Source organism: Sphingomonas tagetis (genome assembly GCF_024211275.1).
Lineage (GTDB): Bacteria > Pseudomonadota > Alphaproteobacteria > Sphingomonadales > Sphingomonadaceae > Sphingomonas > Sphingomonas tagetis.
Genome location: NZ_JAMLDX010000013.1, coordinates 63,517 through 77,395 on the forward strand (window position 1 = coordinate 63,517; position 13,879 = coordinate 77,395).

Here is a 13,879-nt window from a genome sequence, read left to right on the forward strand (position 1 = left end):
CCAAATCTGCCGGAGTCCCCCATGCGCCTGCCGCTCGTCCTGACCGCACTGCTCGCCACCACCGCCCCCGCCGTTCCGCAGCAGCAAGGCCCGTTCACCGTGCAGGAAACCGGCCGCCGCTTCGCGTCGCTACAGGAAGCCGTCGCCGCGATCGGCGAAGGCAAGGGCACGATCCGCATCGCCCCCGGCCGCTATGGCGAGTGCGCGGTGCAGGAGGCGGGCGACATCGCCTACACGTCCGAAGTCCCCGGCAAGGCGATCTTCGACCGCGCCATCTGTGAGGGCAAGGCGACGCTCGTCCTGCGCGGCCGCAGCGCCAGCGTCGACGGGATCGTCTTCATGCGCACGCTGGTCGAGGACGGCAACGGCGCCGGCATCCGACTCGAGACCGGCGACCTTGCCGTCACCAACGCGATGTTTGTCGACGGCCAGTGCGGCATCCTCACCGCCAGCTTCCCGCGCGGCCGCATCACGATCGACCGCTCGACCTTCGCCGGTCTCGGCAAGGACCCGACCGGTAACGGCGCGCATGCGATCTATGTCGGCGCCTATGGCTCGCTCAAGGTCACCAAATCGCGCTTCGAGCGCGGCACCGGCGGGCACTATCTCAAGGTTCGCGCGCCCGTCGTCGAGATCCTCGACAACAGCTTCGACGACAGCAAGGGCATGAACACCAATTATTCGATCGACCTCTCCAACGGCGCCAGCGGCCGCATCGCCGGCAACGCGTTCGAGATCGGCCCGAACAAGGACAATTACGGCACGGTCATCGCCGTCGCGCCGGAAGGCCCGAAACACAGCTCCGCCGGGCTGGTGATCGAGCGCAACAAGGCCTGGCTCTCCCCCGGCTTCAAGGACAGCACGACCTTGGTCGGCAACTGGTCGAAGGATGCGGTGACGGTGCGCGACAATGAGCTGGCCGACCGGATTGCGATTCAGGCGCGGCGGTGACCGCCGGCCTCAGGGGCCAGCCACCCGGCGATAATAGAGTTTGAATTCGTCGCCGCTGCGCCCGGTGTCGAAGACCGCGGCGGTGCGCTCCAGCCCGTGCTGGCGCAGTTCCGGTCCGGCGGTGTCGCGCTCGATCGCTTCCCACACCGGCTTGAACGTGCCGCTTGCCTTGTCGGGATCGGCGATGCCGGTGACTTCGCAGGCGGTCGCCGCGCATTTGACCCCGATATAGCGCTCGCCGCCGAGATACGGGATGCGCATGATGAACTGGCGGATCGCCGCTTCGCTGCGCGGCGCCCAGCCGCGGTCGCGCTTCTCGTCGATCAGGCGTGCGGCCTGCGCACCGGCGGTTAGCGCGTTGCTGTTGCTGGGTGCCACCGGGATCGGGGCCATTTTCGCCGTGGACGCGGTCGAAGCGCCGGGCATCGGCTGCGGGACCGGCGCCGCGCCGACGATCTCGACCTGACCGCGGCCGCCCGGCTCGGGATCATCGCCGAGAAAGGACAGGACCAACGCCAGCACGGCGAGGAAGACGAGCGTGCCGCCGATCAGCCAGCGGCCCACCGCGCTCTTCGGGAGCCCATGCATGATCCGTCCCTCCAGCCCGGAAAAAACGCTCCGGCGGCAGGTACGCCGCCGGAGCCAAACGGCTTGTGCGCGTCAGTTGAGCGGTGCCGAACCGAAGTACATGTCGCAGACCGCCGTCGTGCTGTTGTACTTCATCGTCATATGCACCAGATTCTTGCCGCCCGAGCCATTGGGCACCCACTGCAGCGCCGGCGAGAACCCTTCGCAGTTGCTCGCCAGCGTGTTGGTGAGCTGCACCGGCGCGTTCATCGAGTCCCACGGCCCTGACGGACTGCCGCTTGCGCTCTTGAACAGGATCAGGCCGTTCGCCTGCGACACGGTCCCTTCCTGAAGGTACAGGTTCTTGCCGATCCACAGCAGCGGCCCGCCATCGGGCACCGACTTCACCATCGGCGTGCCGTTGAAATAGCGGTTGGCGTTGCCGACCAGCGCCGTGCCGATCGAGTTGGTCGCGCCATAGTTCCAGCCATCGGTCGACGTCTTGTAGTGATGCCGGCAATTGACCGCCGCAGGCGAAAGCCCGCACACCTCATAGGTCAGCATCCAGCGGTTGGTGCCGTCGGTCAGCTTGACGACGATTGGCATGCCCGGGCGGTGAGCATCCTTGTTGTCGGGATCGTTGCCGGTGCCCATCGCGATCAGGTTGGAGCGCTCGGTCCAGGTGGCGCCGCCGTCATAGCTGCGGACCTTGATCAGCTTCTGGCTGCAACAGTCGCTGGTTTCGTCGGCATAGGTCAGCACCAGATTGCCGCTGCTGTCGAACGAGAAATTGGGTTCCCAGAACCCGTCATTGTCGGTCGAGGTGATCGCCTTGTTCGAGGTCGCCGCGGTCGACAGATAGCTCCAGTTGCGGCCCTGGTTGGTGCTCTTGAAGATCCTGATCTTCGGAATGCAGCCGATGCAGTTGGTTTCGGTGTTGATCCCCAGGATCAGGTCGCCATTGGGCATCACCACGAAATCCGGGCTGCTGGTATGCTGCGTTGGCCAGTTCGCCTCGCCGAACGTGCTCACCGCCGTCCACGACGCGCCGTTGTTGGTGCTGGAAAAGACCCTGACGCGATAATCGGTCGGAAACAGCAGCACCGTCGCGATCAGCTCGCCGCTGGGCAGCATGCGGATGCGCGGGTAACGCGCGCCGGCCTGAAGCAGCGTCTGCGCTTCCGCCGGTGCCGGCATCGCGCTCACGCCAAGGGCCGCAAGCACGGCCAGCACCGCGGCCCTGCCGAAGATGCGTTTACAGATACGCTGAACAAGGGATCGACCCACCATAACAATCTCCTCTCCGAAGGCATGCGCTGCGCGGGGCGCGGCGGTGCCGTGGTCATGTCGGCGTCGCGGCGCCCGCCGTTCGTGCGGCGGCCATTCCACGGCCCGTGGTCGCGCTGAGGCGAGCCGGGGCAGCGGCGAACTAACCCAAAATGAACGCCGGCGCAAATTTTATAGGATTGTTATGATAAATCGTAGTTTAGCGATATCGAGCCGCGGCTACGCCTTCCGCACGCGCTTCCTCCGCCGCTCATGCGCCATCGGCAGCGACCGATCGACCACCTCTGGATCGATCGCCCGCACTTCCGCCAGCCGCGCCCGTTTTGCCGCGATCTCCGGCCCCTCATCCACCGCTGCGACCCAATCCGCCTGCTCGGCCCCGATCTGCTCCCACGCCGCCTCGCCCTCGACCAGCGGCACCCATTCCTCCAGCTCGCTCACTGGCTCCAGCTCGCCGCGAAACTCCTCCGCGCCCTTGGGCAGCGCCACGAACACCTCGTCGGCATCGTCCTCCGCCGCGTCGCGCGCCGCCCGCCCGCCGCGTTCCATCGCCGCATCCGCCTCGCGCCGCCGCGCCGCGCAATCCGCCAGCGCCGCCATGATCGCCGCCTGCGCCTGCGCATCCAGCGTCACCCCGGCAAAGCCCTCGATCGCCTCCGCGCTCCCCGCGATCCGCGCCGCCGCCTCGGCATCGTCGCCGGTCACCGTCGTGCGCACGGTGGTGGTCTGCGCCTCCGCCACCGCGCCGACACCGCCGGCATCGTTCGCCGCCCCCGCGCTCGCGCGGCTCGAGAAATAGTTGATCGTCGTGCGCTTGCCCGAAGCGTCCTGGCCATAATGGCGCAGGCAGAACATCAGCAGCGCGTCGTTGCGCACCCGGCGAAAGCCCATCAGCCGCCCCGCGACGAACACCGGCACCAGCTGCCCCTCGATCGCGCGCTCGAAGGCGATGTCCTTCAGCCGCTGCACCCCGAAATCGAGCGCCGCCGCCCACGCCGCGCGAAAGCTCTCCGCCCCCGGCGCACGCCGCAGCGTATAGCAGTTCGCCTGCGCCATATTGACCATCCGCGCCGCCCGGCTGACGCAGCCGGTATCCGCCAGCGCCTCGATGAACGCCCGCTGCCGCTCGGGCGTCCACCCGTCATGGCGATTGTTGCGCCGCGGGACCGGCGTAAAGTCCGGCAGGGCAGGGCGATCCTCCCGCTTCACAGGCACCCGGTTCTGCATGTCTCCCTCCGATGCGATTGGCTCAACCGATCAGGGTGTAGGCAGAATGGTGGCGTGTAGGAAAGGATTTTGTTTTTGGTTTGTTCTAGTTGAAACGGTCTTGAGTCGGATCAGGCGGACCGGCTGCTTTCAAGCAGCACCAGCCTTAGGTTGCTTGCTGGAACTCACAGCGCATCGAGCAAATGATCATGCGGCTACTGCATTACGGAGCTGGCTGGCATCCTGAGCAGGCGGCCGGCCGAACAGCCGTGAATAGTCGCGGCTGAACTGGGAGGGGCTGTCGTAGCCTACGCTAAATCCGGCGCTGGCGGCATCGATCCCGTCCGCAACCATCAGTTTGCGGGCTTCCTGCATCCGCAGCTGCGTTCGAAACTCTATCGGGCTGAGCGAGGTCACGGAGCGGAAGTGCAAGTGGAAATTCGAACGGCTCATCCCGGCAATATCCGCAGCCTGCTCAATCCGGCAAGCCTCGCGAAAATGTTTGCGTATCCAGGCGATGGCCCGGGCGATCTGATTAAGGCGGCTGTCGGCGTGCGCCATATGCCGCAGGATGCCGCCGCCCGGTCCGGTCAGCAGCCGATAATAGATCTCGCGAAGCGTGAGCGGAGCGAGTGTCGGAATGTCATCGGGTGTTTCGAGCAACGTGACCAGCCGGGTGGCGGCATCCTGCAGTTCGAGAGAAGTCTCGTTGAGCGACAGGCCTGACGCCGGCACGGCCACGTCTCTCGCGGCGGGATGGCGCATGGCGAGTTCTGCGATCTCGGTCATGTCCAGGTCGATCTGAAGGCATAGGTAAGGCGCGGATTCGCTCGCCTCTATCACCGAACCCATGACCGGCAGGCCGACCGACGCGATCAGGTGGCGGGCCCGGTCATAGACATGCGACGTGGTTCCCACATTTGCCCGCTTGCGTCCTTGCGCGACGAGGCAGACCGTCGGCTCGTAGATCACCGGCATCGGCTCGCTCGGCGCCGACCAGCGGATCAGTTGCACACCTGGAAGCGGCGTGTCGAACGTGCCGTCCCCCGGCGTATGGCGCGCGATGCGACTCGCTAGCGCGGTAAATTCGGTCATGCGGCCTCCTCGGGTTCGGGCTTGGCTTCTTTCATGCTTTCTCCGCCCGCGAAAGCCGTCTGTCCGCATATCAGGACGATCGTGCAAGCATTCAGGACAAGCGGGCTACCGTTCGCCGAGCCTGCCGGATGACAAGGACGCGTCTGACGACACCGGACGGGACACGACGCCATCCGGCACATCAAAGGAGATCGCCATGAAGTACAAGCAACTCGGCAACACCGGCCTGATCGTCTCTCAGCTCTGCCTGGGAACGATGACGTTCAGCAGCGGCACCGGTATCTATTCACATATCGGCGCGGTCGATCAGAACGGAGCGGACGAGCAGGTCAAGACCAGCATCGAGGCGGGCATCAACTTCTTCGACACCGCCGACATTTATGCCGAGGGTGAGAGTGAAGAGACGTTGGGCCGCTCGTTCCGCAACCTGGGCATCCCGCGCAGCGACTATGTACTCGCCACCAAGGGCGCTGGCCGCATGGGACCCGGCAAGAACCATGTCGGCGCGTCGCGTGGGCACATCATGGACGCGGTCGAGGCCAGCCTCAAGCGGCTGGGAACCGATCATATCGACCTCTACCAGCTCCACGCGACCGACTCACTGACGCCGCTGGAGGAGACGATGCGTGCGCTGGACGATCTCGTCCGGCAGGGCAAGGTCCGCTACGTGGGCGTGTCCAACTGGCATGCGTGGCGGCTCGCCACGGCGCAGGGCGTCGCTGCGCGACAGGGCCTCGCCCGGTTCGAGACACTGCAGGCCTATTACTCGGTGGTCGGCCGCGATCTGGAGCGCGAGCTCGTGCCGCTGCTCGAAGCGGAAAAGATGGGCTTGCTGATCTGGAGTCCGCTCGCCGGCGGGCTGCTCTCCGGCAAGTATAGTCGCGAGAATCAGTCGCCCGAGGGCGCTCGCCGCTCCGGCTTCGATTTCCCGATCGTCGACCGGGAGCGCGGCTGGAACGTTATCGACGCGCTGCGCCCGATCGCGCAGGCGCATGGGTGCAGTCCTGCCCGCGTGGCATTGGCCTGGCTGCTCGCCAAGCCTGTTGTCACGTCGGTGCTGGTCGGCGCCAAGCGGCTGGACCAGCTCGCCGACAATATCGCCGCCGTCGATCTGACCCTGACGGACGAAGAAATGCGCCAGCTTGACGAGGTCAGCGAGCTGCCGTCCGAGTATCCCGGCTGGATGGTCGCGACGCAGGGTGCCGACCGCTTCGGCGTGACCGATCTGTGGGAAGCGGCGACGGCCCGGGCGTCCTGAGACAACGCGCCCGCCTCAGCCGCCGACGCCGAGCGCGTCGGCGGCTGAGGCTCAGGCGGTACCCAGCTAGGGATACCTCACCATGGACGTGCCCTATTTGGTTGCGCTGGCAGGCTTTGCTTGCGTCGTCCTGACGCCTTTGCCTGGGCCGCGGTATCATGCGTCCAAAAGCGGCTGTTCCTCTCCGCGGAGCGGGCCAGATTAACGAGCGGCCGTCCTTGAGCGGAAGGCCATCGCCAACCAAAGAAAAGGCGCCGGAGTTTCCCCCGGCGCCTTCACTTCAACCCTGGCCCGAAACCCTCAAGCCGCCTGCTTCGCCCGGCTCGCGCGCTTGCGCTCATGCGGGTCCAGGAAGCGCTTGCGCAGCCGGATCGTCTTGGGCGTCACCTCGACCATCTCGTCGTCGTCGATATAGGCGATCGCCTGTTCCAGCGTCATCTTCTTGGGCGGGGTCAGCCGGATCGCGTCGTCCTTGCCCGATGAGCGGACGTTGCTCAGCTGCTTGGCGCGCATCGGATTGACCTCAAGGTCATCCGGCTTGGCGTTCTCGCCGATGATCATGCCTTCGTACAGCGCTTCGCCGTGGCCGACGAACAGGATGCCGCGCTCCTCCAGCGTGTTGAGCGAATAGGCGTTCGCCTCGCCCGCGCCGTTGGAGATGAGCACGCCGTTCTTGCGGCCTTCGATATTGCCCTTGAACGGTCCGTATTTCTCGAACAGCCGGTTCATGATGCCGGTGCCGCGCGTGTCCGACAGGAACTCGCCATGATAGCCGATCATGCCGCGGCTCGGCGCGCTGAAGGTGATGCGGGTCTTGCCGCCGCCCGACGGGCGCATGTCGGTCATCTCGGCCTTGCGCAGGTTCATCTTCTCGACGACCGAGCCCGAATGCTCGTCATCGACGTCGATGATGACCGTCTCGTAAGGCTCGGTCTTCTGGCCGTCCTCGTCGCGGAACAGCACGCGCGGGCGGCTGATGCCGAGCTCGAAGCCCTCGCGGCGCATCGTCTCGATCAGCACGCCGAGCTGGAGCTCGCCGCGGCCGGCGACTTCGAAGCTGTCCTTGTCGTCGCTCTCGGTCACCTTGATCGCGACGTTCGATTCGGCCTCGCGGGCGAGGCGGTCGCGGATCATGCGGCTGGTGACCTTGCTGCCCTCGCGGCCCGCCATCGGGCTGTCGTTGACGGCAAAGCGCATCGACAGCGTCGGCGGATCGATCGGCTGCGCCTGAATCGGCACGCTGACGCTGGTGTCGGCGATGGTGTTGGAGACGGTCGCGACGGTCAGGCCGGCAAGGCTGATGATGTCGCCCGCCTGCGCCTCGTCGGTCGCCACGCGGTCGAGCCCGCGAAAGGTCATGATCTTCGACGCGCGGCCGGTCTCGATGACGTTGCCGTCCATGTCGAGCGCATGGATCGCCTGGTTCGCGCGGACCTTGCCGCTGGTCACGCGGCCGGTGAGCACGCGGCCGAGGAAGTTGTCGCGGTCGAGCAAGGTGACGAGGAAGGTGAACGGCGCGTCGATGTCGAGCGCGGGCGGCGGGACATGGTCGACGATCTTCTGGAACAGCGGCGCCAGCGTGCCCTCGCGCAACGCGGGGTCCTCGCTGGCATAGCCATTGCGGCCCGAGGCATAAAGCACAGGGAAATCAAGCTGTTCGTCGCTCGCGTCGAGGCTGACGAACAGGTCGAACACTTCGTCCAGCACTTCCTGGATGCGCTCGTCGGGGCGGTCGACCTTGTTGACCACGACGATCGGACGCAGGCCGAGCGCGAGCGCCTTGCCGGTCACGAACTTGGTCTGCGGCATCGCGCCTTCCGACGAATCGACCAGCAGCACGACGCCGTCGACCATCGACAGGATGCGCTCGACCTCACCGCCGAAGTCGGCGTGGCCCGGCGTGTCGACGATGTTGATGCGGATCGACTCGCCACCCGGCGGCGTCCAGTCGACCGAGGTCGGCTTGGCCAGGATGGTGATTCCGCGCTCTTTCTCCAAGTCATTGGAATCCATGGCTCTTTCTTCGACGCGCTGATTGTCGCGGAAAGTGCCGGATTGACGGAAGAGCTGGTCGACGAGCGTGGTCTTGCCGTGGTCGACGTGTGCGATGATCGCCACGTTGCGGAGGTTCATGACTATTCCTGGATGCCGCTGAAGTGCGGTTCGGGCGGGCGCATAGCTGAAATTGTGCGGCGCGGGAAGGGGATGGCTATTTCTTCTCGGGCGCCCATTTGTCGACGATGTCCGGATCGACCTCGTCGAGGATCAGGCTCGTGCCCCGGATCGAGAAGCCCAGCGTGAGGCTCCCGCCACTCGCGCAGCAATTGGCGTCGGTGTCGCGCCACAGCGGGCTGCGGCCGCCCATCCCGTTGAAGTCGTAGTCGATGCCTTGCCACGCGCTGAACCCCTTGGGCAAGCGATCCTCGAGCGTGTCGCGCCAGCTGGTCGTCTCGATCTCGACCCATTGGCCATCGCGCCTGACATAGAGCAGGTCGGCATTGCCGCCGCCGCTGCCGGCCATCGATCCCGGCACCCACAGCTTGCCGTCGTCGGTCAGGATCGGCGCTTCGTAATTCACGCCCTCGAACGACCAGCCGATCAGCTTCGGCGCGCCCGGCTTGCTCGCGTCCCACAGCAGAATGCCGTTGCCGATCCCATCCACGTCCGACGCACCCGCCTGGCGCTGCCACACAATGCGCGTGCCGTCCTCGCCGCGCAGGATCCCAGAGGCGGTCACACGGCAGCCCATATGGAGCCATCTGGCGAGGCACTGGCTGCCCAGCGCTGTCGCCTCATCGGGGACAGGCGAGAGGCCGCGGGCGCGATCAATTTCCTTGTCGAGCTCGAGCACTTGGTCCTGAAGACGCTGGATCAGGATCTCGTCGCTCGGGCGTTTGCCGTCGAGATCGGGCTGCGCCAGCCATTTGCGGAATTGCGCCGCGCGGGCGCGCCAGGTTGCGGGGCGGGCGGTGACGGCGAGGACCCGTGCTTCCTTCGCGGCAAGCTCGATCTCATGCGATTTGAGCGATGCGGTCGTGCAGACCCGCGCGCCGACTTCACCGGCAATCGAACAATCCTGCGGTGTGGCGAATACGGCGAGCGCAGCGGCGATCAGGCTAGCCAGCATCGGGCGCGGCCGGGGACTGAGCCTCGGGCGCCGGATCGGCCTTCAGGCGATAGACTTTGTCGAGATCGACCAAACGGGGTTGCGCCTGCGTGGCCGAAGCCACCGGCACCCACACCGCGATCGAACCGGCAATCATCATCTTGAGCCTACGTTCCATGAGCCATTCCTAGCAGGCCAATATTAACAGCCTGCGACAGGAAAACTTCTGACGAAGCCAGTCGTTGCAGCCGGTGCGAAGTGTATTATATTGGCGATACACTTGAAGGACGCGCGGTTCCCGTTCATCTTGCGCGGAACCACTGGAGAAGATGGGCGATGGCGACCGAGACTGCGACTGCCGAAAAGACCGACGATCTGGTGCTGACCGCGCCCGAGCCGCTGAAGGAGCGGCCGGTCGAGAAGATGGCCGGGCTGGTTCCGGTCGAGGAAGGCAAGAAGAACGAGCTGGTCACGCGGGTCGAGAGCTTCATCGACGATCTGGTCGCGCAGGACGTCAACTCGCCCGAATTCGGCAAGCGGGTCGACGCGATCACCGCGATGGGATCGAAGGAAATCCGCGACGCGGCGGGGCAATCGAACCGCTTCCTCGACCGTCCGGTGCGCGCGATGGACAAGGATGCCGGCGTCGGTACCGACCTTGCCGAACTGCGCCGCACGATCGAGGACCTCGATCCGGGCAAGCGCGGCGACCTGATGCAGCGCAAGAAGCTGTTCGGCGTGATCCCGTTCGGCAACAAGCTGCGCAATTATTTCGACAGCTACAAGTCGAGCCAGACTCACATCGCCTCGATCCTGAAGCGGCTGCAGTCGGGCAAGGACGAGCTGCTGATGGACAATGCCGCGATCGACGTCGAGCGACAGAATCTGTGGGCGGCGATGGGGCGGCTCGAGCAGATGATCTACATCTCGAAGGAGATGGACCAAAGGCTGGAGGACAAGGCCAACGAGCTGGATCACACCGACCCGGCCAAGGCCAAGGCGATCCGCGAGACGGCGTTGTTCTACACCCGCCAGCGCACACAGGACCTGCTGACGCAGATGGCGGTGACGGTACAGGGCTATCTCGCGCTCGATCTGGTCAAGAAAAATAACGTGGAGCTGGTGAAGGGCGTCGACCGCGCCTCGACTACCACCGTCGGCGCGCTGCGCACGGCGGTGACGGTGGCGCAAGCTTTGACTGCACAACGTCTGGTGCTCGACCAGATCACCGCACTCAACACCACCACCGCGAACATCATCGATTCGACCGGCAAGCTGCTCAAGGACAATACTGGCCGCATCCACGAACAGGCCGCAGCGAGCACGATTCCGATCGAGACGCTGCAGCGCGCCTTCCAGAACATCTACGACACGATGGACGCGATCGACACGTTCAAGCTCAAGGCGCTCGACAGCATGAAAACCACCGTTGGGGTGCTATCGAACGAGGTCGAGAAGTCGAAGGGCTATATCGCGCGGGCCGAGGGTGCGTCGCAGAACCAGGTTTCGGGCGGGACCGAGACGTTCAAGCTGGAGGCGCTGTAAGCCAGTGCCGAGCGAGATCGACCGGGAAATCGCGCGCGCCGATGCGGTGCTGAACCGCTCGCGCGAGCGCTACACGACGCTGAGCGCGCGTGCCAAGCGGCGGCGCGAGGGCGAGATCGTCCGCCGCGTCGGGCGGATCGCGGCGGCGGCGGGTGTGATCCTCGTCGCGGCGATGATCATCGGCTGGTTCATTCCGCTGGGGATGGGCGGCGCGCTGACGGTGATGGCGCTGTTGATCGCGGCGACCCTGTTCTTCGGGATGATGCCGGGCAGCGCCGAAGTGGAGCCGGAGAAGTTCGGCGAGGCGCCGCTGGCCGCCGTTCCGCTGCGCACGGAGGAGTGGCTCGACCGGCAGCGGCCGACCTTGCCGGGAACGGCGATGCCGTTGCTCGATTCGATCGGGACGAAACTGGACGTGCTGGCGGGGCAGCTCAAGACGCTCAATGAAGGCGAGCCGGCCGCGGCGGAAGTGCGCAAGCTGGTTGGCGAGCAATTGCCCGAGCTGATCAAGGGCTATCAGCGCGTGCCGGCGAATTTGCGCGGGCAGGAACGCTACGGCCAGTCGCCCGACAAGCAGCTGGTCGAGGGGCTGGCGCTGATCGATCAGGAGATCGCGCAGATGTCGGCGCAACTGGCGCAGGGCGATCTTGATGCGCTGGCGACGCGCGGGCGGTATCTTCAGGTCAAGTATCGCGGGGACGACGAGGTCAGCGGCTAGGCTGCTTGCCGAGCGCCTCCACGGCGCGCCCGCGCAGCCGCTCGGCGGCGGCATCATGGATGCCCGGCGCCGTCGCCAGTAACCCAAAGCTTTCGCCGCGCGGGGTGTTGAAGCGGAGCTTCTTGGCCAGCGCATCGGTGACCTTCGCACCGGCCTCGCGCGCGATCAGCGTGGCGGCGGCGATGTCCCAGTCGCTGCCCCAGCGAAAGGTGGCGAGCAGATCGGCTTCGCCCGCGGCGACCATCGCCATGCGCAAAGCGATCGAATTGGGCTTGTGGACGATGACGAGGTCACGATCGACCTTTGGTAGATCGTCGGCGGGGACGCGGGCGCCGTCGAGCAGGATGCGGTCCGAGGCGGCGATCGGCACGGCGTTGCGTGTCGCGCCCTTGCCGGCCTCCGCGAGCCAGACTTCGCTGCGCGCGGGGGCGGCGAGAACGCCGATCACGGGCTGGCCGTTCTCGACCAAGGCGACCGACACCGCCCAGCCGGGGCGGTCGCGGATATAGTCGCGCGTTCCGTCGATCGGATCGACCACCCACACGCGATTGCAGGAGAGGCGGGCAAGGTCGTCGGCGGTTTCCTCGGACAGCCAGCCGGCGTCGGGGAGCAGGACCGAGAGCCGTTCGCGCAGCAGCGCGTCGACGTCGAGATCCACTTCGCAGACGAAGTTGTCGGGCGACTTCTCCCATTTGCGCACGCCGGTCTTGAAGCGGACGAGCGCGAGTTGCGCTGCTTCGGCCGCGATGTCCGCGGTTGCCTGAAGGAGAGACTCAGCTGCTGGCGACGGTCATCCCCTCGATGCGCAGCGTCGGCACGTTGATGCCGTAGCGGAATTCAAGATCATTGGCGGGGGTCAGCTCGCGGAACATCGACTCGAGCGTGCCGGCGACCGTGATCTCGCTGACGGGTCGCGTAATTTCGCCCTTTTCGATCAGGAAACCGGCGGCGCCGCGGCTATAGTCGCCGGTGATGAGGTTGACACCATGTCCAATCAATTCAGTGATATAAACGCCATAGTCGATATCAGAGATGAGCGTTTCAAACGGCAGCCTGCCATTTTCCATATAGAGGTTGGACGGACCGACGCTGGGTGCGCCGCCGATGCCGCGGCTGGCATGTGCGGTCGGCTCAAGGCCCAGCTGGCGCGCCGCCGCGCTGTCCAGCAGCCAGGTTTCCAGCATGCCGTCCTCGACCAGCGCGACTGGTGAGACCGGCAACCCCTCGCCGTCGAACGGGCGCGAGCGCAGGCCGTGCGGGCGATGCGGATCGTCGAAGATGCGGATACCGCGCGCGAAGATCTGCGTGCCCAGTGCGTCGAGCAGGAAGCTCGTCTTGCGCGCGATCGCGCTGCCCGAGATCGCACCCGACAAGTGGCCGAGCAGGCCGGAACCAACGCGCGGGTCGAGGACGACGGGCATGGTGCCACTGTTGACGCCGCCGGGATTGAGTCGGGCAACGGCGCGCTCGCCGGCGCGGCGGCCGACTTCGGCGGCTGATTCGAGTAGGCGGGCGTGGCGTGCGCTATGGTGGGCGTAGTCGCGTTCCATCGCGCCGGCATCGCCCGCGAGCACGCTGGCCGAGACGCTGTGGCTGGTGACGGCATAGGCGCCGGCAAAGCCATGGCTGGTGGCGAGCGCCCAGACGCCGCGGCTGGCCGACGCGCCGCCGCCCTCGCTGTTGGTGACGCCGGCGACAGCGCGCGCGGCATCTTCGGCTTCGAGGGCGCGCGCCTTGAGCGTGCCTGGGTCGCCGAGCGTGCCGTCGTCGAGGTCGAGATCGGGGACATTGCCCTTGAGCAGCCGGTCGGCGGGCGCAAGGCCAGCCCATTCATCCTCCGGCGCCTCGCGCGCCATCGCGACGGCGCGCTGCGCGAGCGTATCGAGCGAGGCGGGAGAGAGATCGGTGGCAGAAATGCTGGCCGAGCGCGTTCCGGTGAAGACGCGCAGGCCCAGTTCCTCATGCTCGGCGCGGCCGACATCCTCCAGTGCGCCGAGGCGAACCGATACCGAGAGCGACTCGCCGCCGGACAGCATCGCATCGGCGGCGTCGGCGCCAGCTTTCAATGCGCGGGCGATGGCATCCTGGACGCGCTCGCGCGCCTGATCGGGGGTCAGCATCGATGCGATCTAGGGAGCGGGATGGT

At 66.2% G+C, this 13,879-nt stretch carries 12 protein-coding genes and 1 pseudogene; 4 read left to right on the forward strand and 9 right to left on the reverse strand.

Annotated elements, in window-relative coordinates:
* The first annotated feature begins 21 nt into the window (after positions 1-21).
* Positions 22-951: a right-handed parallel beta-helix repeat-containing protein gene (locus M9978_RS15845; protein WP_254294859.1), complete on the forward strand. Its 930-nt coding sequence runs from the start codon at positions 22-24 to the stop codon at positions 949-951.
* A gap of 9 nt (positions 952-960) precedes the next feature.
* On the opposite strand, the gene M9978_RS15850 is transcribed toward M9978_RS15845, so the two are convergent.
* The 4 genes from M9978_RS15850 to M9978_RS15865 form a co-directional block, all read right to left on the reverse strand.
* Positions 961-1,539 carry a hypothetical protein gene (locus M9978_RS15850; RefSeq protein WP_254294861.1) on the reverse strand — a complete coding sequence of 193 codons (579 nt, stop codon included), beginning with the start codon at positions 1,537-1,539 and terminating at the stop codon, positions 961-963.
* 72 nt (positions 1,540-1,611) lie between these two features.
* Entirely contained in the window at positions 1,612-2,724 is a 1,113-nt protein-coding gene (locus M9978_RS15855) for a sialidase family protein (protein ID WP_254294863.1), read from the reverse strand.
* A gap of 300 nt (positions 2,725-3,024) precedes the next feature.
* Positions 3,025-4,032 (reverse strand): hypothetical protein, encoded by a 1,008-nt coding sequence (locus M9978_RS15860; protein WP_254294866.1) that lies wholly within the window; start codon positions 4,030-4,032, stop codon positions 3,025-3,027.
* Positions 4,033-4,218: 186 nt separating this feature from the next.
* The gene (locus tag M9978_RS15865; RefSeq protein ID WP_254294867.1) at positions 4,219-5,106 is read right to left on the reverse strand and encodes an AraC family transcriptional regulator; all 888 of its coding nucleotides are present in this window, start codon (positions 5,104-5,106) and stop codon (positions 4,219-4,221) included.
* Positions 5,107-5,302: 196 nt separating this feature from the next.
* Between M9978_RS15865 and M9978_RS15870 the strand changes: the two genes are divergently transcribed.
* Entirely contained in the window at positions 5,303-6,364 is a 1,062-nt protein-coding gene (locus tag M9978_RS15870) for an aldo/keto reductase (RefSeq protein ID WP_254294868.1), read from the forward strand.
* Between the two features lie 300 nt (positions 6,365-6,664).
* Here M9978_RS15870 and typA read toward each other — a convergent pair whose 3' ends face one another.
* From typA to M9978_RS15885, 3 genes are all read right to left on the reverse strand, one after another.
* The gene (gene typA / locus M9978_RS15875; RefSeq protein ID WP_254294869.1) at positions 6,665-8,497 is read right to left on the reverse strand and encodes a translational GTPase TypA; all 1,833 of its coding nucleotides are present in this window, start codon (positions 8,495-8,497) and stop codon (positions 6,665-6,667) included.
* A 76-nt stretch (positions 8,498-8,573) separates the two neighbouring features.
* Positions 8,574-9,491 (reverse strand): hypothetical protein, encoded by a 918-nt coding sequence (locus M9978_RS15880; protein WP_254294870.1) that lies wholly within the window; start codon positions 9,489-9,491, stop codon positions 8,574-8,576.
* Positions 9,481-9,648 carry a hypothetical protein gene (locus M9978_RS15885; protein WP_254294871.1) on the reverse strand — a complete coding sequence of 56 codons (168 nt, stop codon included), beginning with the start codon at positions 9,646-9,648 and terminating at the stop codon, positions 9,481-9,483. The genes M9978_RS15880 and M9978_RS15885 overlap by 11 nt, the downstream gene beginning before the upstream one ends.
* Positions 9,649-9,806: 158 nt before the next feature.
* Between M9978_RS15885 and M9978_RS15890 the strand changes: the two genes are divergently transcribed.
* Together M9978_RS15890 and M9978_RS15895 are read left to right on the forward strand one after the other, a co-directional pair.
* On the forward strand, positions 9,807-11,015 hold the full coding sequence (locus M9978_RS15890) for a toxic anion resistance protein (protein WP_254294873.1): 1,209 nt from the start codon (positions 9,807-9,809) through the stop codon (positions 11,013-11,015).
* Positions 11,016-11,019: 4 nt separating this feature from the next.
* Positions 11,020-11,733, forward strand: a complete 714-nt coding sequence (locus M9978_RS15895; protein WP_254294875.1) for a hypothetical protein — start codon at positions 11,020-11,022, stop codon at positions 11,731-11,733.
* Here M9978_RS15895 and M9978_RS15900 read toward each other — a convergent pair.
* A pseudogene (locus M9978_RS15900) lies at positions 11,723-12,508 on the reverse strand (inositol monophosphatase family protein); the annotation flags it as partial. The gene M9978_RS15895 and the pseudogene M9978_RS15900 overlap by 11 nt on opposite strands.
* Positions 12,507-13,853, reverse strand: a complete 1,347-nt coding sequence (locus tag M9978_RS15905; RefSeq protein WP_254294878.1) for a TldD/PmbA family protein — start codon at positions 13,851-13,853, stop codon at positions 12,507-12,509. The gene M9978_RS15905 and the pseudogene M9978_RS15900, both read right to left, overlap by 2 nt.
* Positions 13,854-13,879: the final 26 nt, after the last annotated feature.